The sequence below is a fragment of the Brevundimonas aveniformis DSM 17977 genome (assembly GCF_000428765.1).
GTDB lineage: Bacteria > Pseudomonadota > Alphaproteobacteria > Caulobacterales > Caulobacteraceae > Brevundimonas > Brevundimonas aveniformis.
The window spans coordinates 174,928-193,921 of the sequence record NZ_KE386797.1; the positions used below are offsets into that span (position 1 = coordinate 174,928).

The 18,994-nt window shown below is 65.4% G+C and carries 17 protein-coding genes; 2 read left to right on the forward strand and 15 right to left on the reverse strand.

The features are described from left to right. Nucleotides 1-1,503, reverse strand: coding sequence for an L-piperidine-6-carboxylate dehydrogenase (amaB, locus tag G391_RS0112965; protein ID WP_029087895.1), 1,503 nt, complete (start codon nt 1,501-1,503; stop codon nt 1-3). Between the two features lie 142 nt (nt 1,504-1,645). On the opposite strand from amaB, the gene G391_RS14910 reads away from it, so the two are divergent. Continuing rightward, nucleotides 1,646-2,221: a hypothetical protein gene (locus G391_RS14910; RefSeq protein WP_035304554.1), complete on the forward strand. Its 576-nt coding sequence runs from the start codon at nt 1,646-1,648 to the stop codon at nt 2,219-2,221. A gap of 146 nt (nt 2,222-2,367) precedes the next feature. Beyond that, nucleotides 2,368-4,761 carry a PAS domain-containing sensor histidine kinase gene (locus tag G391_RS0112975; RefSeq protein ID WP_051257391.1) on the forward strand — a complete coding sequence of 798 codons (2,394 nt, stop codon included), beginning with the start codon at nt 2,368-2,370 and terminating at the stop codon, nt 4,759-4,761. On the opposite strand, the gene G391_RS0112980 is transcribed toward G391_RS0112975, so the two are convergent. The 14 genes from G391_RS0112980 to G391_RS0113045 all read right to left on the reverse strand — a co-directional run bounded on the left by G391_RS0112980 (nt 4,758) and on the right by G391_RS0113045 (nt 18,943). Then, a complete protein-coding gene (locus tag G391_RS0112980; RefSeq protein WP_029087897.1) occupies nt 4,758-5,240 on the reverse strand; it encodes a periplasmic heavy metal sensor in 483 nt (160 codons plus the stop codon). The two genes, G391_RS0112975 and G391_RS0112980, sit on opposite strands and share 4 nt — an antisense overlap. Continuing rightward, a complete protein-coding gene (locus tag G391_RS14915; RefSeq protein WP_051257392.1) occupies nt 5,237-5,635 on the reverse strand; it encodes a hypothetical protein in 399 nt (132 codons plus the stop codon). The genes G391_RS0112980 and G391_RS14915 overlap by 4 nt, the downstream gene beginning before the upstream one ends. Then, nucleotides 5,632-6,189, reverse strand: a complete 558-nt coding sequence (locus G391_RS0112990; RefSeq protein WP_425393398.1) for an RNA polymerase sigma factor — start codon at nt 6,187-6,189, stop codon at nt 5,632-5,634. The genes G391_RS14915 and G391_RS0112990 overlap by 4 nt, the downstream gene beginning before the upstream one ends. 66 nt (nt 6,190-6,255) lie before the next feature. Continuing rightward, nucleotides 6,256-6,804 (reverse strand): EF-hand domain-containing protein, encoded by a 549-nt coding sequence (locus tag G391_RS0112995; RefSeq protein ID WP_169719114.1) that lies wholly within the window; start codon nt 6,802-6,804, stop codon nt 6,256-6,258. A 55-nt stretch (nt 6,805-6,859) separates the two neighbouring features. Further along, on the reverse strand, nt 6,860-9,781 hold the full coding sequence (locus tag G391_RS0113000) for a bifunctional [glutamine synthetase] adenylyltransferase/[glutamine synthetase]-adenylyl-L-tyrosine phosphorylase (RefSeq protein ID WP_029087900.1): 2,922 nt from the start codon (nt 9,779-9,781) through the stop codon (nt 6,860-6,862). Continuing rightward, nucleotides 9,778-11,178, reverse strand: coding sequence for a sensor histidine kinase (locus G391_RS0113005; RefSeq protein ID WP_029087901.1), 1,401 nt, complete (start codon nt 11,176-11,178; stop codon nt 9,778-9,780). Before G391_RS0113005 ends, G391_RS0113000 begins: the two co-directional genes overlap by 4 nt. A gap of 4 nt (nt 11,179-11,182) precedes the next feature. Beyond that, nucleotides 11,183-11,854, reverse strand: a complete 672-nt coding sequence (locus tag G391_RS0113010) for a response regulator transcription factor (RefSeq protein ID WP_029087902.1) — start codon at nt 11,852-11,854, stop codon at nt 11,183-11,185. A 30-nt stretch (nt 11,855-11,884) separates the two neighbouring features. Continuing rightward, nucleotides 11,885-13,459 carry a trypsin-like peptidase domain-containing protein gene (locus G391_RS14920; RefSeq protein ID WP_084169257.1) on the reverse strand — a complete coding sequence of 525 codons (1,575 nt, stop codon included), beginning with the start codon at nt 13,457-13,459 and terminating at the stop codon, nt 11,885-11,887. Nucleotides 13,460-13,611: 152 nt separating this feature from the next. Then, complete coding sequence (gene ccmE, locus G391_RS0113020) at nt 13,612-14,082, reverse strand: cytochrome c maturation protein CcmE (RefSeq protein ID WP_029087903.1); 471 nt, start codon at nt 14,080-14,082, stop codon at nt 13,612-13,614. Nucleotides 14,083-14,123: 41 nt separating this feature from the next. Continuing rightward, the gene (locus tag G391_RS0113025) at nt 14,124-15,476 is read right to left on the reverse strand and encodes a hypothetical protein (RefSeq protein ID WP_156893961.1); all 1,353 of its coding nucleotides are present in this window, start codon (nt 15,474-15,476) and stop codon (nt 14,124-14,126) included. Nucleotides 15,477-15,565: 89 nt separating this feature from the next. Next, nucleotides 15,566-16,969, reverse strand: coding sequence for a sensor histidine kinase (locus tag G391_RS0113030; protein WP_245572109.1), 1,404 nt, complete (start codon nt 16,967-16,969; stop codon nt 15,566-15,568). Beyond that, nucleotides 16,966-17,643, reverse strand: a complete 678-nt coding sequence (locus G391_RS0113035; RefSeq protein ID WP_029087906.1) for a response regulator transcription factor — start codon at nt 17,641-17,643, stop codon at nt 16,966-16,968. Before G391_RS0113035 ends, G391_RS0113030 begins: the two co-directional genes overlap by 4 nt. A gap of 3 nt (nt 17,644-17,646) precedes the next feature. Continuing rightward, nucleotides 17,647-17,967, reverse strand: coding sequence for a hypothetical protein (locus tag G391_RS15325; RefSeq protein ID WP_156893962.1), 321 nt, complete (start codon nt 17,965-17,967; stop codon nt 17,647-17,649). A gap of 88 nt (nt 17,968-18,055) precedes the next feature. After that, a complete protein-coding gene (locus tag G391_RS0113045) occupies nt 18,056-18,943 on the reverse strand; it encodes a DnaJ C-terminal domain-containing protein (protein ID WP_029087907.1) in 888 nt (295 codons plus the stop codon). Between the last annotated feature and the right edge of the window lie 51 nt (nt 18,944-18,994).

The window sequence follows — 18,994 nt, forward strand, 5'->3', positions numbered from 1 at the left end:
CTAGACCTCGAACCGGACGCCCTGGGCCAGGGGCAGGCTGTCGGAGAAGTTCACCGTCTGGGTCTGGCGGCGCATATAGGCCTTCCAGGCGTCCGAGCCGCTCTCGCGCCCGCCGCCGGTGTCTTTCTCACCGCCGAAGGCCCCGCCGATCTCGGCCCCCGACGGGCCGATGTTGACGTTGGCGATGCCGCAGTCCGATCCCCAGGCCGACAGGAAGCCTTCGGAGTCCCGCACCGAGCCGGTGAAGATGCAGGAGCTCAAGCCCTGCGGCACGGCGTTCTGAAGGGCGATCGCCGCCTCCAGATCGGTGTAGGTCATCACATAGAGGATCGGCGCGAACGTCTCGTGCTGGACGACCGCGCTCTGACCCGGCATCCGCACGATGGCCGGGCTGACATAGACCCCCGCCCGGTCGAGCCGCTCGCCACCGATCAGCACCTCGCCGCCCTCGGCCCGCGCCTGGTCCAAGGCCGCCATACAGCCCTGGCCCGATGCCTCGTCGATCAATGGCCCAACCAGGGTGCCGGCCTCGCGCGGATCACCGATGGGGAGGGTGTCAAAGGCCTTGACCAGCCGTGCGATCAGTCGCTCGGCTACATCCTCATGGACAATCAGGCGGCGCAGGGTGGTGCACCGCTGGCCCGCCGTACCGACCGCCGAGAAGCAGATCGCCCGCACCGCCAGCTCCAGATCCGCCGAGGGCGTGACGATCATGGCATTGTTACCGCCCAACTCGAGCAGAGATCGCCCCAGCCGCGCGGCGACGACTTGGGCCACCTGTTTGCCCATCCGCGTCGATCCGGTAGCGGAGATCAGCGGCACGCGTGGGTCACTCGCCAGCGCCTCACCCAATTCACGTTCCCCGATCAGCACCTGGCTGAGGTTGGCCGGAGCCTCGGTCCCGAACCGGGCGACTGCCCGCTCAAAGACCGCCTGCACCGCCAGGGCGGTCAGCGGGGTTTTCTCCGACGGCTTCCAGATCACAGGATTGCCGCAGATCAGCGCCAGAGCCGCGTTCCACGCCCAGACCGCCACCGGAAAATTGAACGCCGTAATGATACCGACCGGTCCCAGCGGTTGCCAGGTTTCGCGCATGTGATGGCCGGGTCGCTCGCTCGGCAGGGTAAGGCCGTAAAGCTGTCGGCTCAGGCCGGTGGCGAAATCGCAGATGTCGATCATCTCCTGGACCTCGCCCAGGCCCTCGGACACCACCTTGCCGGCCTCCAGGGTGACCAGCATGGCCAGATCATTTTTGGCGACCCTCAGAACCTCACCCAGCAGCCGGACCAGTTCGCCGCGGCGCGGGGCCGGTACCCGCCGCCAGGCGTCAAAGGCCACCCCTGCCCGTCCCACAGCCTCCGCTGCATCGGCTGTAGATTGCACGGCCAGGCGTGCCAGCTCAGCCCCATCAATCGGCGAGCTGACCGCCAGCGACCCATCGGAGAACGTAACCCCGAGTGCGTTGAGGATACGGGTGGCTTCGGCGTTGGGGCTTTGCGTCATGGGCGCGGCATAGCCTCGCTTGCCCCCGCGCGCCAGCCTTCGGCCCGGCTCGGCACCCTTAACGCCCCCTTCACTGCGTCGCTCAACGGTCGAGCAAGGCCTCGCGGCTAGGCTGCGATGTCCACTCCAGAAAGGAGCTCCCATGGCACGCGCCCAGTTCCAATCCGGCCAGAAGGTCTGGGTCGAATGCGTCGGTGCATGGGCCAAGATTGAGCGCATCAATCCGGTCTGGGCCAAGGGCTTCGACGAGCCCGTGCGGGTGACCTACGACGTTGGGCTGGGCCGCGAGTTTCTCGCTCACGAACTGGCGGCCCCCGAAGAGGACCCCACCGCCGAGGGCGGACTGGGACAGTGGCGGATGATGCGTGCCCGTAACAAATGGCAAGCCGCCGAAGATGTCCCGCACCACCCCTTTCCGGGAACCTACCCTGTGATCGTGACCGATTCCGCCGACTGGGGGGGCTGGCGTGTGCCCGGGGCCGAGTATGATCGCGACCCACACCGCATCGAGATGCAGGCGCGGGCCATTGCCGCGACGCCCCAATTGCTGGCCCTAGCCGAACAACTGCTGATCAGCGTCGATCAGAGCGGCGGCGACGCACCGCCGGAACTGGTACACCTCGCCGGCCAGGCTCATGCCGTTCTGCGGCAGATCACTGAGGTCTTGGCCGCGCCGACCGTGCGACGCCAAACGAACGAATCCAGCAACGCGGCCTAAACGCCCTCGCGCGAATCCCTGACGCTGGTTAGGATTCCTCCTTGCGGGCGAATCAAAGGGAGCGGCGCGTGCAGCGTCCCGACCGAAGGGGAAATCAACCAGGACGCCGAACCGGCGACGGCAGAGGCCGCGCCGGCCCCGCGCTGATGCCTGTCTGGTTGCGGATCGGTGTGCTGATCGCAGCCCTGTTGCTCGCGGCCTACTCAGCTGTCTATGCCCGCGAAATCCTCGACAGACCGCGTTCGGATGCAGCGGAGGCTTCCCGGGCCCTGGTCGAAAGCGCGAATGATCGTGCCGTTACCCTGGAAACCAGCGTCGGCCGCGCCGCTGCTGGGCTCCTCGCCGCCGGCCATGATGTGACGGAAACCCAGAACCCGCTGGATCTGGCCGAACACGCCCAGGAAGTCGCCGGCGAACACGCTGTTTCGATGGCGGTCCTCGGCCCTGCCGGAGAGGTCATCGCCGTGACCGGCCAGGGCGGGCCTGCTCCGTTTGCCAACGCACGCAGCGAAGAGGTGCGCCAGACCGCCTGGCGCACCGGCCCCGACGGTCAGATCATCCTGCTGCGGCGAATCTCACCCGATCGGGTGATGGCCGCCCTCATTCGGGCATCGGGCGACGATCAGTCCGATTCCAGCGCGATCAGAATTCTGGCCACCCTGGACGGAACCGTTTTGGCCACGCAAGGCATGGAACCGGTCAGCTCTCTGGAAAACAGCCTCGATCTCGACCCGGCGACCGTCGCGGCGGCGGCTGAAGATGGACGCGTCCTTGCGGGTCGTCACAATGGCGTCGAGCTCGGGGTCGCCGTTGCCCGCGTCGGCGAGACGGATCTGTTGGTTCTCGTCGGGAACGACGAGGCATTAGGATCGACCTCGATGGAATCCCTGCTCGGCAGCAGCTGGATTCTGCTCGGGCCCTTGGCGCTCGGAGCCTTACTGACCGTCCTGCTGCTCTGGCAGGGTGGACGCGCGCGCAACCTCCAGGCTGCAACCGAGCGCCGCTTTATGATGGCGGTGGAGGCTGCGCGATGCGGCGTCTGGGAGTGGGACCTGAATCAGGATCGCGTCCAGCTGTCCGATCAAATGGCAGCCATGCTGGGCTGGACCCAAGGCCCGGTCGCGACCGGCGATGACATCCTGGGGCTACTGACCGAGGACCACCAGCAATCCCTGCTGCATGCACTGAAACAGGCCGCGGCCTACGGACAGTTCGAGGCCACCTTCCGCATCGTTCACGGCCAGCGCCGCGCACGCTGGATCGAAGTGCGCGGCCAGGCGTCCGGCCCGCGTCAGCCGCACGGCTATGATCAGCTGGTGGGGGTCGGTATCGACGTTACCGACGAGCGGCGCTCCAAGGCCCGCGCCGTGGCCGCAGAGAACCGGCTGCGCGACGCCATCGACAGCGTCTCGGACGCCTTTGTGCTGTTCGATCGCCAGGACCGTCTGATCCTGTGCAACTACGCCTTCGCCGACACCTTTGGCATTGCCGAACGGGCGCTCAAGGCCGGGGCCCACAAGGACGAACTGATGAAGATCGGTTCGCTCGCCATCAAAACACAGGGGCCGGCCCAAGATGGCCGTGCCGGTGTGCGGGAGTTCGAGCTGCACGACGGACGTTGGCTGCAGATCAGCGAACGCCGAACGGCTGACGGCGGAGTTGTGATGACAGCAGCCGACATCACCGCGGTCAAACGTCAGGAAGCGATGCGCGCGCGCAACGAGGCTGAGCTGGAGAAGCTGGTCGAGCAGCTTGAAACCAACCAGGTCGAACTGTCTGAACTGGCTCGCAAGTATGAAGTCGCCAAAACCCGGGCTGAGGCGGCCAACCAGGCCAAGTCAGAGTTCCTGGCGAATATGAGCCACGAGCTGCGCACCCCGCTCAATGCCATCAACGGCTTTTCTGAAATCATGGCGGGAGAGATGTTCGGCCCCTTGGGCGATGCTCGCTACAAGGAATACTGCCAGGACATTCTCAACTCGGGCCAGCACCTGCTGGCGCTGATCAACGACGTGCTCGACATGGCCAAGATCGAGGCCGGCAAAATGCAGATGCACTACGAGCGCCTGGAACTCGCCGATCTTTGCGAAGACGGAATTCGCCTGATGCGCGGGCGTGCCGAGGAATCCGAAATCCAGTTGATCAGCGACATCGGCCCGGACACCGTGGTCCAGGCTGACTACCGTGCCCTGAAACAGATTCTGCTGAACCTGCTGTCCAACGCGATCAAGTTCACGCCACGCGGCGGTCGTGTCGCGATCAAGGCCGGCGTCGAAGGCGGTTGGGCCTTCCTCAGTGTGTCGGACAACGGCATCGGCATTTCCGCCGAAGATCTGCCGCGACTGGCTCAGCCGTTCGAGCAGGTCGAGACGAAGCACGCGCGCGCGACGCAGGGAACGGGCCTGGGCCTTGCCCTCACCAAGTCGCTGATCGAGATGCACCAGGGCCGGTTCGAACTCACCAGCCAGCCGGGTGAAGGCACCACGGCCACCGTCATCCTGCCGGTCAGCCAGAAGTCACATCAGGCAGAGGCCGCCTAACGCTCTGGCCGCGCCCGACGCTCGGGGCCACGACGACCCTCCCGTCCACGACGCGCCAGAGACGGGGCCAGACGTTCACGATCCGCCTGATCCAGCTGCCCCATCAGGTCCAGCAAGGACCCCTCCAGACGCGTCCGGCCCTCAGCCTCGGCCGAGCGGGATTGGGCCAGCGCCGCCTCAACGGCAGGCCGATCAAACGTTTCCGCGCCGGCCAGGGCGATGGCTTCCGCGCGGAAACGGCGCGCCGTATTGAAATCCTCTCGCGCCGCCAGACCCGACTCTCGCAGGGTCCGTTCGGCTTCGGCACGGTCCGCCTCATCGAGCGACTGCACCAGCTCGATGACCGGCGGACGCTCGCGGTTGGGCCTGTGATCCAATCCACGGACCCCCATGATCAGGCCTCCGGCAACCGCGCCGATGACAAAGATATTCAGCGCCAGGGATATCCCCAGTGCGACCTTCAATCCGCGATCCGTCATCCGAAATACTCCGCCTCGTCCACGCTCCAGGTCGTGGCCTGATCCAGGGCATCATAGGCCTGATTGGTCAGTTGAACCTGCTGGCCCCACGACAGGCCCAGCACCAATCCCGCCGCTGCGGCTACCGCCCAGCCCGCGCCTGACGCCCAGCCAAAGGTCCGGTTGGGACGCGGGGCCGCCTTCAGCACACGGTGGGCCAACAGATCCGAAGGCACCGGGTCTAGGGCCGCATCCAGCCAGGCATCCAGTTCCGCCGCGGACGCCAGCATGGCGCGCGCCGCCTCACTGTGGGCGACCAGATGCTCTGCCGCCGCACGCTCTTGTTCGGGCCAATGGCGCGGGTTCGCTCCATAGGCCTCGATGATCTGCTCAAACCGCTCCAGCCCCACGGTCATCGCCCTATCCTTTCCGGTGCGAGATCAGACAGGGCCGTCCTCAGGCCCCGGCGTCCTCGCGCCAACAAACTCTCCAGCGCCTCGACGCTGACACTCATCAATTCTGCCGCCTCGGTTTGCGACAATTCCTGAAAATGGCAGAGGACGACGGCCTCCCTCTGTCGTTCCGGCAGAGCGGCCAGGGCCGCTTGCACCTGTCGGGACTGATCGCGATCGATCCACCCCTGATCCGGTGAAGGCCCGTCGTCGACCTGCTCGGGCAGGGTGTCGCTGAGAACCTCGCGACGACGACGCAGCCGGTCGTAGCACAGGTTGATGGCGACCCTGTGCAGCCAGGTATCGAACCGGGCTGCTCCGGGCTGCCATGCCGGAGCCTGTTTCCAGGCCCGCAGCATGGCTTCCTGGGCCACGTCCTCGGCGGCTTGCAGATCTCCGAGCATTCGATAGGCCAGGCGGACCATACGGGGCAGCTTGCCGGCAACGAGCGCGCGCGCGGCCGCAGCATCGCCACGCCCTACCCGCAGAACCAGATCTTCGTCCGGATCGTTCGTCACCAGCGACCAGCCACTCCACGTCAACCTGGACGCCCAAAGCCCGCAGACCCGCGCCCGTCATCGATCCTACTCGCTCCGGGCGCCCCGGCCACGACCGCGACGCTCCTGACGATCTTCCTGGGTCAGGAAGCCATCATTGTTGCTGTCCATACGCGCGAAGCGGGCCTCAGCACGGGACTGGGCTTCGGCGCGCGTCACGCCGTCGGCCATCATCTCGCCGCCGCCGCCGCGATGTCCGCGACCGCCACGGCCCCAGCCATGACGACCACCGCCGCGCCCGCCGCGTTCAGCATCACCACCACGTTGCGGCCGCGCATCGAATTCCGCGCGCGAGATCGAGCCGTCGCCGTTGGCATCCATGCGCGCAAACATCTGGTCGCGGCGCTCGCTGCGACGCGCCTCCATGCCGGCTCGAACTTCGTCGGCAGTCAGGGTGCCGTCGCGATTGGCATCGCCGTTGTCAAACCGTTGCACGGCACCGGCCACAAACTCAGCCTGGCTGATGCGGCCATCGCCATCGCTATCCGCTGCGCGCGGGCCGCGCTGGCCGTCCTGGGCCATGGCCACGCCGCCGATCGAAAGGGCGGCCAGGCCGCCGATCAAAAGGGTTTTCATCATGTGTCTCCAACAAGCCGGGCAGGCCGGCGATGAAGGTGAAACGCGCGGCCGGTCAATTTCCGTCGTCGGGTGGACCAACAAGCTGCTTGAAGGCGGCATGGGCCCGCGCGCGCACCTCGGTAACCAGACCCTGCAGTTGCTCCAGCGTTTCAACACCACCAATCCGGGCCAGCCTCTGCTGAAAGCCGGTCGGCTCGAGTGTGGGGTCTGACCGCTTGCCGAGCGAGGATCTCAACAGCTGAGCCAGTCCCTGCTGGAGGGTCCAGGCTTCAGCCAGGACGGCGCTCGCCTCGCCGGGGATCAAGCCCGCTTCGGCCAGTGCCGCCAGCGCCGGAACGGTTTCGGGACGCAGCGGCCCGCCGTCAGCGGCTGCCACCAGCTGCATGGCCTGGGCGGCGAACTCACAATCGATCAATCCGCCGGCACTGCGCTTCATGTCCCAGAAGCTCCACGGCCTGTGCTCACGCGCCATCAACGCCCGCATCTCGGACACATCGTGCAAGCTCGCAGCGCGATCGCGTGGCCGGCGCAAGGCGGCCTCGATCGCGGTTGTGACCTGGTCCTGGAAACCGGCGTCGTTGCTCCAGATAACGCGCGCGCGGGTCAAGGCTTGATACTCCCAGGTATCGGCATCGCGCGCGTAATAGTCTTCGAAGGCCCTGAGCGAGACGGCCACCGGCCCCGCCGCCCCGGAGGGTCGCAACCGCATATCGACCTCATAGAGGCCACCTTCAGCCGTCGGTGCCGACAGGGCCGCGATCAGCCTTTGGGTGAACCGCCCATACCAGCGATCCGGGCTCCAGCCCTTCAGGTCGGACTCTGCATCGGGGTCGGCCGCAAAGACCGTCATCAGATCAAGATCGGAGGCGCCCGACATTTCTCGCGAACCCAGCTTGCCGAGGGCCACAACCGCCACTCGGCCCGCCATCCGGCCACCGAGCCGCTCGACCTCAGCCAGGGACGCAAACGCCAGGGCCCGGACGCAGGCCTGGGCCAGATCCGAGAACGCCTCACCGGCACGCGCCGGATCAGCCACGCCTGACAGCAATTGCAGACTGATCCGAAAATCCTGTTCGCGATGATGTCGCCGCACGGCATTCATGGCGGCCTCATAGTCGGCCGCGTCGCGCCCCTCGGCCTCGATCTGGCCAACGATGCCACTGTCGGCCTCAATGGAGAGGAAGAAGTCCTGGTCCATGATGGCATCGAGCGCCGCAGCGCGATGCGACAACACCTCAGCCAGGCGCGGCGAATAGGCCAGGGTGTCGACAATCAGCCGGAATAGTCGTGGCTGGGCCAGAAACAGGGACTGGACCTGAACGCCCGCCCTCAACCCTTCAAAGAAGCGCGCAAAGCGGCGGAAGGCCGCGTCCGGCGCACCTGTGGCGGCACAGGCTTCCAGCAGTCGCGGACCGAACCGCGTGAAGACCTCGCGGCCACGGGCCGAACGGGTCGCCAGAATGCGCCCGTGGTGCCAGCCCCGGATCGTCGCGGCGACTTGATCGGGCTCAGAGAAGCCCATACGAGACAGGGTCCGAAGCGTCTCGGGATCGTTTTCGACGCCGGTGAAGACGAGACTGCCGAATTCGGACGACAGGGCTTCATCCTCGGCAAACAGCTCCCCGTAGCGGACATTGACCCGCGATGTGAGGTCTTCGACCTCACGATCAAAGGTCGCCAGATCGCTCTCACCGGCCAGAACCGCGACGCAACGTCGCCGATCTGGCTCCAGCGGCAGGGTGTGGGTCTGCTCGTCCTCCAGCATCTGGACCCGGTGTTCCAGCGCCCGAAGTTGTTCATAGTCAGCGGACAGCTCGGCGGCGACGCCCTGATCGACATGGCCCGCCGCCACTAGCGCGGACAAGGCGTCGAGGGTGCGCGGTGACCGCAGAGACGGGTCGCGCCCCCCCAGGATGAGTTGTTGGGTCTGGGCGAAGAACTCGATCTCGCGAATGCCGCCGCGACCCAGCTTCAGATCGGCTCCGGCGGCAGTCGGGCGATCATCGGCCTTGTGGACGTGGATCTGGCGCTTGATCGAATGGACATCGGAAACCGCCGCGAAATCCAGGCTGCGACGCCAGACAAATGGGACCAGCGCCTTGAGAAACGCGCGCGCCTGGACCTCATCCCCAACCACGGGGCGGGCCTTGATGAAGGCCGCTCTCTCCCAGTTCTGACCGACCGTCTCATAGTAGTTCAAAGCCGCCTGGGCCGAGACGACGGGCGGGGTTGAAGAGGGGTCGGGACGCAGGCGCAGATCCACGCGAAAGACGTAGCCGTCGCCGGTACGGTCGCTGAGCAGACGCGCGACCGCACCGGCGGCCCGATCCGCAAACGACTGGGCCTCCTGGCGTTCCGCCAGCGCTGCCTGCAGCACCTCCCGCTCGTGAAAGAAGGTGACATCGATGTCGCTGGAATAGTTCAGTTCGCGGGCACCGTGCTTGCCCATGGCCAGCCCGAACAGGCCGGGGATCGGATTGTCGGGATCCGCCGGCGCAATCAGCCGGCCAAGCGCGCGGTTGTCATGGGCAACTGCGGCAAAGCCGGTCCGCAACGAGGCATCGGCAAAATCGCTGAGCGCCGCCGTCACCTGTGTCAGGTCCCATACCCCGCCCAGGTCGCACAACGCGGTCAGCAGGTGCAGTTCGGCCTTGAGCAGACGCAGGGGTTCGCGCACGTCATCAGCCCCACCCGTCAGATCGCGCGTCTCAGTCAGGATGGCTTTCAGGCGGGCCTGGGGTGACGCTTGCAATGTCACGCGCAGCCGATCCGGCCATCGCCGAACCAGGGCAGAGAGATAGGTTGAGGCTGCCACCACCGGGTGCAGCGCGGCGCAGGCCTGATCCAGGGCAGCCGACCAGCCGTCCGTTTGCGCCGCTTCGCGCAAGACCTCCAGCGTGGCCGAGGCCCCATGGCCTTCCAGAACCGGACCACATGGCCTCAGGCATTCGGCGAGGACGGTGACGTCGCTCATGCGACCGGCAACACCAGGGCGACCCTCAGCCCCGGACCGTATCCGTCGATCACGCCGGGGCCGTCATCGATATCGACCCGCCCGCCGTGGAGTTCTGCGACAGCCTGAACCAGCGACAGCCCGAGCCCGGCCCCACTCTCGGATCGGCTGTCGTCCAACCGAACGAAGCGTTCGAGAACGCGAGACCGGTCGTCCACTGCAATGCCTGGCCCCGTATCTGTGACAGAGAATTCGACCTCCCCGGACGACCGGTGCCGGGCGCGCAGCATCACGGCCCCACCGGCGGGCGTATATTTCAGGGCGTTGTCGATCAGGTTGGCGAGGGCCTGGGCCAGGAAGGCGCGATTGCCACGTATGTCCAGCCCACGCTCGATCTCGGATTGGAAATCAAGCGACTTGTCCTCGGCAGCAGGGTCGTAGAGCTCGGCCATGTCGGTGGCCAGTTCCGCCGCGTCGAAGACCTCAGGGTCGGGAATGTCCGACGCGGCCTGCAACCGGGCAATCGACAGGACCGCGTTGAACGTTTTCAGCAGGTCGTCTGTTTCATCCAGGGCCAACGCCAGGGCTTCGCGCCCATCAACACGGCCGGCTTCCGCCTCGATGAGAGCAACCTCCAGCCGCGCCCGCATCCGGGTCAGCGGCGAGCGCAGGTCGTGGGCAATGGCATCCCCGGCGTGGCGGATCGAGGCCATCGACTGTTCCAGCCGGTCCAGCATGGCATTGAGATTACCACCCAGCTCATCCAGCTCGTCCCCGGTATTGAGCACGGCCACGCGCGGCTTCAGATCGCCAGACCGCGCGGCGTCAACAACGGCGTTCAGACGACCCAGGGCCCCCTCAACCTGACGGCTGACCAGCAGGCCGCCTCCCAGACCCAGCAGAAAGACCAGGCCTGCGGCCCCCCAAAGCACCATCGACAGGCGATAGAGGTATTGTTCGGTGTCGCCGATGTCCTCACCGACAAACAGCAGCTCCCCGCCCGAAAGCTGTAACTGAACGCCCATGGCGGCGCGACGCGCCACCCGTCCCTGGGCGTCCGCACCGGACAGCCGGAACGACTCCCACTGTTCACCGCCCTGATAGCCGACGATCGGGCTTTCATTGACGTTGCCGGTCTGGGGCTGGCCCTGACGATCCATGAGGAGAAACAGGTACGGCCCGCCCTTTGACGTGCGGTCGATCAGCTCCGCGTTCAGGGCGTCGGCCCCACGCTCTCGATAGATGGCTGTCAGCGCATCCAGTTCACGCTGGATACCGGCCTGGGCACGACCTTCTGCCTCCGCTCGGGAAGCGAAATAGATGTAAAGAAGCAATGCGCTGGCCGCCAGCGCGAACAGCGCCAGGAAGGACAGGGTCAGTCGAAACGGTGTGCGACGAAAGACAGAGGGCAGTCGCACCGGCCTATGGCTCCAGACGGTATCCCGCCCCGCGCTCGGTCCTCAGCATCGGGCGATCAAAGCCCTTGTCGATCTTGGATCTCAGCCGGCTGATGTGGACGTCGATCACATTGGTCTGAGGGTCAAAATGATATTCCCAGACCTTCTCCAGCAGCATGGTGCGCGTCACCGACTGACCGGCATTGCGCATAAGGAACTCCAGGAGCTGGAACTCACGCGGCTGCAGGTCAATGTCCTGGCCGGCGCGCGACACCTCGCGACTGATCAGGTTCATTTCCAGGTCGCCGACCTTGAGCACCGTCTGGACCGATCCGGTTTCGCGGCGCCGCGCCAGGGCTTCGATCCGGGCGATCAGCTCAGGGAAGGCGTAGGGCTTGACCAGATAATCATCGGCACCGGCCTTCAGGCCGGTGACGCGGTCCTCGACCTCACCCAAGGCCGACAGGAACAGAACCGGCGTCTGATCGCCCTGGCGACGCAAGGTTTCGACCATGCCGACACCATCCAGACGCGGCATCATCCGGTCCACGACGAGGACATCGAAACCGCCCTGATTTGCTGCTTCCAGACCATAGGCCCCATCGGGAGCGGTGAGACAGTCATGGCCGGCCTCAGACAGGCCCCTGGCCATCACAGCCGACGCCTCCTTGTCATCCTCGACGATCAGAATCCGCACCCTTGCCCCCTCGTTTGGTCGCCCCTGAGCCTAACGTCCCCGGGCCGCGTCGGCCACCGGCAGATCGTCCAGCTCGATGATCTGCAAGGTCGGTTGCCCGCGGAAATTGAGATCCAGAAGGATGCTGGACCGGCCCGCCTGGCGCAGGTCGGAAACGATGCGGTTCAGCTCCGCCACAGACCGAATTTCACGGTTGTCTGCCCGTGTAATGACAATTCCCGGCTCGAAGCGGCGACGCGCAAAGACCGTACCGCGGGGTACATCCGTGATGACCAGGCCCGACACATGCTCGGCCACGCCGTACAGAGCCCGCGTATCCCGGTCGAGCGGCTTGAGAACCAGGCCAAGCGCCGGCTCGCCGCCCACCGTTCCCGCTTCCGGCAGGTCGATTTCATCGTTCAGGGCATTCATGGCCGTCAGTTCGGCCGCCGTCGGTCTGGCAGCGGCCCGGATGGTCACCTGTTCGCGACGCCCATTGCGAAGGACATCAAACCGGATCGATTCCCCAACCGTCACCGCACCGACGTGGCGGGTCAGTTCACTGGCGTCGTCGATGTCCTGACCATCCACCGCAGTGACAATGTCACCGTTATGGAGCCCGCCTCGTTCTGCAGGTCCCCCGGCATTGACGTTGGTGACCCGTGCGCCATCGGTGCCCGGTGGCAGGCCGAGCGCCTCTCGCACCTCTTCGGTGACCGGCCCAATCGAAATCCCGACATAGCCGCGCTGGACCGCGCCGCCGGCGATCAGGCTGCGGGTGACGCGATCCGCCACATCCGCCGGAATGGCAAAGCCGATGCCGACCGAATAGCCGTTAGGCGAATAGATGGCCGAGTTCACCCCAATCACCCGACCGTGGATGTCAAAGGTCGGCCCTCCCGAGTTTCCTCGGTTAATCGGGGCATCCAGCTGCATGTAGTCGACATACGGCGTGGTCGACTGGTCAATCTGGCGCCCGTAGGCCGAGACGACGCCGGCCGTCACCGTCCCACCCAGACCCAGCGGATTACCGATGGCCAGCACCCAGTCGCCGACGCGCGGGCGGGCTTCCGTCTCAAACCGGACAAACGGGAAGTTGTCGCCCTCGACCCGGATAACAGCCAGATCCGTCTCGGGGTCCGCCCCCACCAGCGTCGCCGTCAGTTCGCGCTCGTCGTTCAGGCGGACCGTGATCTCTTCCGCATTGGCGATCACATGGTTGTTGGTGACGATATAGCCGTCCGCCGAGATGAAGAAGCCAGAGCCCGAGCCCATTTGCTCCGGCTGGTCCTGGTCCTGCTCGCCTTCGCCTTCCGGCACCGGAAGGTCGAACGGCAAGTCTTCGAAGCCCGGAATCTGGCGAAGGCTGTTGGTGTTAGTGCGCTGACGCACATCAATCGAGACAACCGCCGGTGACACGGCGTCGACAATGTCGGCAAAGGACATCGGCGCACCCGGCGGGGGCTGAAACACCGGCTGGCCCTGGGTCCGCACCAGCAAGGCATCCGCCGGAGACATCGGCTGGGCATGCGCTGATGGCCAGTCCAGAACCCCGCCTGCCGTCGCTGCTGCGGCGATGGCCAGCCCAACGGCGGCTCCGGCGATGAATTCCTTGCGTTTGATCATGGCGATCCTGGCGTCCTTGTTTGTCCCCCGCCTGCAGCCGGGGTGTTTCGCAGCGGGATAGTAGGGCCAACACCCCTGCAATCCCAAGGCCAGAGATAACGCCGAGCGAATGCGCCGAAACCTTGGCGAAAGGACTAAATTTCGGCAATGAATCAGCCTTCGGGCGGCATTTCACCTTCCTGCCATCGACCTTCGCGCTTCAGGGCATCGGCAACTTCGCGCGGCATGTAGGTTTCGTCGTGCTTGGCCAGAACCTGGCTGGCGGTGAAGCCACCGCCTGCATCAAACGCACCTTGCACAACCACGCCCTGCCCCTCGCGAAACAGGTCCGGCAGATCGCCGCGATACTGGACCACGACGGACGCTCCGCCGTCGGTTATCGAGAACCGGTTGAGGCCACCCGGCAGCACCTCAACCGTGCCTTCTTCCACCAGGCCGCCCAGACGGACCGTCACGCCGGGCTGAATCTCGGACCGCTCGGCCTCGCTGGGTGAATAGAAATAGGTGACCTGTTCGCGCATCGCCCACAGGGTCAGGGCAACGGCAACAACAAGAATGGGCGCGGCCACAAGGATGAAGATGAACCGCCGACGGGCCCGGGGAGATTTGGGAAGCAACGCCATGGCGACGGGCGTTTAACCTGCCGCCACCTCCATGCCAAGGATCACGCCGCCACGCCGCCCGTGTCAGGGGTCGAGGTCGCCACCGCCGCCCGTCGCAGGACAAGGGCCTCGGCCTCAGCGTTACGCGAAAGCCCGAGGAATTCAGCAGCCACGGTGATCAGCGCGATCGCGCGCTGGGGATCTGTCACAGCGTTGTCGTGCAACATGTGCAGACCTTCCTCCGCATAGGCATCGACGCGTTCAGCGATGACATCGGCAGCGGCGCGACGTGCGCCTTCGCAGCCGAGTTCAACGGCGACCAGTCGGGTGCCTTCCAGAATGCGCAACAGCGCGCTCGCCCTGGCGACGGCGTCTGAACTAGGCTCTGCCGTCAGATCGGGTACGAGGCGCGACATGCGGCCTGCCAGCTTCGTGCTGACAAGCGGCAGGGCCTTTTCGACCGCCTGGGGCATGGCCCGATAGGCCGCCTCCATCTGGGTCGTCAGTTGCCGGCGCACAGCCTGCAGGCGTCGGGTCCAGCTGCCGCCACTGATGCCGGGAAAGCCGACGTCGAACTCCCGGAATATGTCGGATATCGCCACCAGATCATGGACGCCCTGATCCGCCATCTCGCGGCTCAGCCTCGGCCTGTCCAGAACGACACGGGCCGACACGGCCTCGACATGGCCCAGCAACCGGGCTGGAAAGTGCGCCATCTCGGTGCTGTCGATGAACTCTGCTGTTGCCGGCTCGGTCAGAGCCGCGACCACGCGCATGACCTCGGCTGCCCGCGGCATCCTGCTGACCAGGATTTCCATCAGGCGGATCCCTCCGTCCGGGCGGATTGCGTCGGCATCCTTGAAGGTCAGCCGAAGAGCGGTGAGTTGGCCACCATCCAGCCGCCCCAGCCAGGCAGGAACCTGGTCCACGGCGGATCGCGCCATCGGCATCATGTCAAAATAGGCCGCCAGATCGTCGGCCTGCTCGGGACTTTCCAGGCCGAGCCGCGCCGGTTCTTCGCTACGCAGGACGGCAGCTGCCTCGGCGCAAAGACTGTCGGCCAGGGTCACGGGAACCACGGTCTGCGGGTCCAGATGAACCATGGTGACTAGCTTGTCGGCCATTTCCGGCTGGCGCTGCACAAGCTGCTCCCACAGCATCTTGGGAACACGCCGGGGGAACTGGGGGGCAGGCACACCGTCTGCTCGAGCGGCCATCATCGGCAACAGCGGACCAAAGACCTGCCGAAGCACCGCTCGCTCCAGCCGTTCATGGCGTGCAAGAGAGGCGACATCCGCCGCCAGGCCTGGTCCGGCGCTGTGAAATCTGGCCTCGATGGCCTCGAGCACCTCTTCAGGCGCGCGATCCATCAGGATCGCCATGGCCCTGTGTTTGGAATCAGAAAGGCCCGACATCGCCTTCGCCCGAGGCGGATCAAACCTGTCCGCAACATCGTTATGAGCGGCTTAGGTTAAGGAAGACCTTGCGCCGAAACGGCGATTTCTCACCCTCCGGTCGCCGGCAATTCAAGGTCGACCCGCAAGCCACCCAGGTCCGACTGCCCGAGTTCCAGGCGACCGCCGTAGGATTTTACCAGATCATCGACGATTGACAGGCCCAGACCCGTGCCGGGCGCTTCTTCATCCAGCCGGGTTCCGCGCTTCAGAACGGCCTGGTGCTGGTCCGCCGGCAGGCCGGGACCGTCATCCTCGACCCGCAGGCTCAACCGACCCGGCCCGGCCGGCGCGGCCTCCACGCGAATGCGCGCGTGTCCCCATTTGCAGGCATTCTCCAGGAGGTTGCCCAGGATCTCCTGCAAATCCTGACGCTCGCCCCGAAACGCCAGCCCTTCAGGCGAGCGCCAGTCGATCTCGATGCTCTTGGACTGGAAAGCGCGTTCCAGAAGGCTCGCCAGCTCGTCCAGCACCTCGTCTACCGCCGTCCTCTCATAGGTGAGCTGCGCGCGCGCGGCGGCGCGCGCGCGCTGCAGATGGTGTTCAACCTGGGCCCTCATCAGCGCGGCCTGTTTACGCACCGTGTCCGCCAGCTTGCCCTTGCTGCCATCGGCTTCGGCCAGCATGACCGCCAGGGGTGTCTTAAGCGCATGGGCGAGATTACCGACGTGGGTGCGCTGACGTTCGACCACCTCCTGATTGTGGTCCAGCAGGGCATTCAGCTCTTCGGCCAGGGGGGCGATCTCGGTCGGATAGGTGCCACTCAACCTCTGCAGGCTTCCCCGCCGCACATCCGCAACCGCTGTGCCCAGCGCATAGAGCGGATTCAGACCAACGCGCACCTGGATGAAGACCGCAGCGATCAAACCCACGCCCAGAACCGCCAGAGCTGTCCAAGTCAGCAAGGCAAAGTTGGAGATGTCCTGATCGACCTCACTGCGGTCAATGGCCGACAGGAAGATGACCGGTGCCTCACGATTGGGCAGGGTGCGGGCGACCGCCATGATTCTCAGCGGCTGATCGTCCGGCCCTATGGCGTCATAGACGTAGGGCTCGCCGGGCGCGGCCAGGATCATCGACGCGCCCGATGTCGGCGGTGGCAATCCATAGTCAAACAGGGACTGTGACCGCGTCAGGGCCTCGAACCCGTTTTCGGCATTGGATTCCACCACCGACCAATATTTACCGGAATAGGCGCGCAGGGTGCGAGCATCCTGAACCGGCGGTGTCACGACATAGTCGCCCTGAACGCTCGTCACGGCCGCAACTTCAATGTCGGTGGCCTGCAACAGACCTTCGAGCCGCCGGTTCGCCGTGTCGCGAAAGGCGGTCGTCAGGACCAGACCTGTCAGGGCCAGCGCCAGGATGCTCCAGGTCGCCGCCAGCCAGATCAATCGGCCCGCAAGCGAGCCTCGCGCCACAACGGCCGGCTCCATCGCCGGCGCGGTCGTCATGCGTCGCTCTCACCCTCGAGCGCAGTGAGCCGATAACCCAGGCCGCGCACTGTTTCGATGCGGTCAGTTCCGATCTTCTTGCGGACGCGCCCAACGAACACTTCGATGGTGTTGGAATCCCGATCAAAATCTTGATCGTACAAATGTTCGACCAATTCGGTGCGGCTGATCACCCTACCCTGGTGCATCATCAGATAGTGTAGCAGACGATACTCCAGCGACGTCAGCCGGATCGGTTCACCATCCACGCTGGCACGCGCCGCCCGCGGATCAAGCCGCAGAGCCCCGCAGCTCAGGGTCGCGGTGGCGTGACCGGCCGAGCGCCGCAGCAGGGCTCGCAGGCGCGCCAGCAATTCTTCTGTGTGGAAGGGTTTGGTGAGATAGTCGTCGGCACCGGCATCGAAACCCGTCACCTTGTCCGACCAGGCGCTACGCGCGGTCAGGATCAGGACCGGCGTGCTGCGGCCTTCGCGCCGCCAGCGTTCCAGCACCGACACGCCGTCAATCTTGGGCAGGCCCAGATCCAGCACGACTGCGTCATAGGGTTCGGTATCGCCGAGGAAGTGGGCCTCTTCGCCATCTCCCGCGTGATCAACCGCATAGCCGGCGTCCGCCAAGGCTGCCTTGAGTTGGCGCGAAAGGTCGGGATCGTCCTCGACCAGCAATATCCGCATGTGTCAGTCTTCTCCGAGAACCGCGCCGGTGCGCTGATCGACATAGATGTTGCCGATTCGACCGCCCGGATATTCCCAGATAATCACATAGATGGCGCGTCCGTCACGCGTGGTCGCCTGAGCATCCAGCATCTGACCCTGACGCGAGGCCCGCAGACGGCGCACCACGTCGCTCAGAGGCACGCGCTGTCCTTCGTCCTGTCGGGCGCGGAACTGCTGGTAGCTCAGAGCTGACACCTCTACCGAAACCGCAGGCGCGGCAAAGGTGACGGCTGGGGCCGACAGAGCCGCTGCGGCGGCAAACAGAACGAGAAGTCGCTTCATGATGACCACGAACTACGCCATCGGCTCTGAACAGGGACTGAACGGCCAGTTTACGGTTCGGTGAGCCCCGGTGCCAATCGAAACGTGTCTAAGGCGTATAGGGTCGCTTTTCACGCCAGGTTTCCGCGAAAGCCTCCAGCTCAGCGCCGGGTGCCTTTGGCAGCATCACGATCAATCGGGCCAACAGATCACCGCGCTTTCCGGTCCGGGCATCAAAGGCCCCCCGACCCTTGAGTCGCATGACTTGACCGGAATTGGCCCCCTTGGCCACTTTCAGCTTCACGGCACCGTCAGGTGTCTTGATCGTCACCTTTCCGCCGAGCACGGCGTCCGGTACCGAAATCGGTGCATCCATGTGCAGATTGGCCCCCTCGCGCCGATAGACCGGGTGATCTGCAACGACCATTTCGATCAGGGCATCACCGGACGGACCGTCCTGTCGACCCGGCGCGCCCTGGCCCTTCAGGCGCAGAACCTGGCCATCAGCCGCTCCGACGGGAATCGAGACGTCCAGTGTCCGACCGTCGGAAAAGGCAATCCGGCGCGTGCCTCCGGCAATGGACTCTTCAAGCGAGATTTCCATGCGCGCTCTGATGTCCTGCCCGCGCGCAGGCCCACGCGCGCGGCCACCCATGCTGCCGAAAATATCGAAAATGTCGTCGAGGTCCGCCCCCTCAAACCGACCTGACCCGCCGCCTGGCTGACCGCCTGGACGCCCGTTGAAACCGCCAAACCCGCCGCGAAACTGCTCGCGCCCATCCGCATCAATCTCACCCCGGTCGAACTTGGCGCGCTTCTCTTCGTCACCGAGCAGATCGAATGCGGCGGTGACGCGTTTGAACCGCTCTTCTGCCGCCTTGTCATCAGGGTTTCGATCGGGGTGAAGGTCCTTGGCCAGCTTGTGAAACGCCTTACGGATTTCGGCCTTGGAAGCCGTCCGCGCCACGCCCAACTCCTTGTACGGATCTCCCGCCAAACCTCGCCGACCTCTCAAAATGGTGCCAAGCCTGACGAGTTAGGCCATTCG

Excerpts from the sequence above, each read along its gene's own strand:
- amaB (WP_029087895.1), bottom strand. The coding sequence starts at position 1,503 with ATGACGCAAAGCCCCAACGCCGAAGCCACCCGTATCCTCAACGCACTC.
- G391_RS14910 (WP_035304554.1), top strand. The coding sequence starts at position 1,646 with ATGGCACGCGCCCAGTTCCAATCCGGCCAGAAGGTCTGGGTCGAATGC.
- G391_RS0112975 (WP_051257391.1), top strand. The coding sequence starts at position 2,368 with ATGCCTGTCTGGTTGCGGATCGGTGTGCTGATCGCAGCCCTGTTGCTC.
- G391_RS0112980 (WP_029087897.1), bottom strand. The coding sequence starts at position 5,240 with ATGACGGATCGCGGATTGAAGGTCGCACTGGGGATATCCCTGGCGCTG.
- G391_RS14915 (WP_051257392.1), bottom strand. The coding sequence starts at position 5,635 with ATGACCGTGGGGCTGGAGCGGTTTGAGCAGATCATCGAGGCCTATGGA.
- G391_RS0112995 (WP_169719114.1), bottom strand. The coding sequence starts at position 6,804 with ATGAAAACCCTTTTGATCGGCGGCCTGGCCGCCCTTTCGATCGGCGGC.
- G391_RS0113000 (WP_029087900.1), bottom strand. The coding sequence starts at position 9,781 with ATGAGCGACGTCACCGTCCTCGCCGAATGCCTGAGGCCATGTGGTCCG.
- G391_RS14920 (WP_084169257.1), bottom strand. The coding sequence starts at position 13,459 with ATGATCAAACGCAAGGAATTCATCGCCGGAGCCGCCGTTGGGCTGGCC.
- ccmE (WP_029087903.1), bottom strand. The coding sequence starts at position 14,082 with ATGGCGTTGCTTCCCAAATCTCCCCGGGCCCGTCGGCGGTTCATCTTC.
- G391_RS0113025 (WP_156893961.1), bottom strand. The coding sequence starts at position 15,476 with ATGTCGGGCCTTTCTGATTCCAAACACAGGGCCATGGCGATCCTGATG.
- G391_RS0113030 (WP_245572109.1), bottom strand. The coding sequence starts at position 16,969 with ATGACGACCGCGCCGGCGATGGAGCCGGCCGTTGTGGCGCGAGGCTCG.
- G391_RS0113035 (WP_029087906.1), bottom strand. The coding sequence starts at position 17,643 with ATGCGGATATTGCTGGTCGAGGACGATCCCGACCTTTCGCGCCAACTC.
- G391_RS15325 (WP_156893962.1), bottom strand. The coding sequence starts at position 17,967 with ATGAAGCGACTTCTCGTTCTGTTTGCCGCCGCAGCGGCTCTGTCGGCC.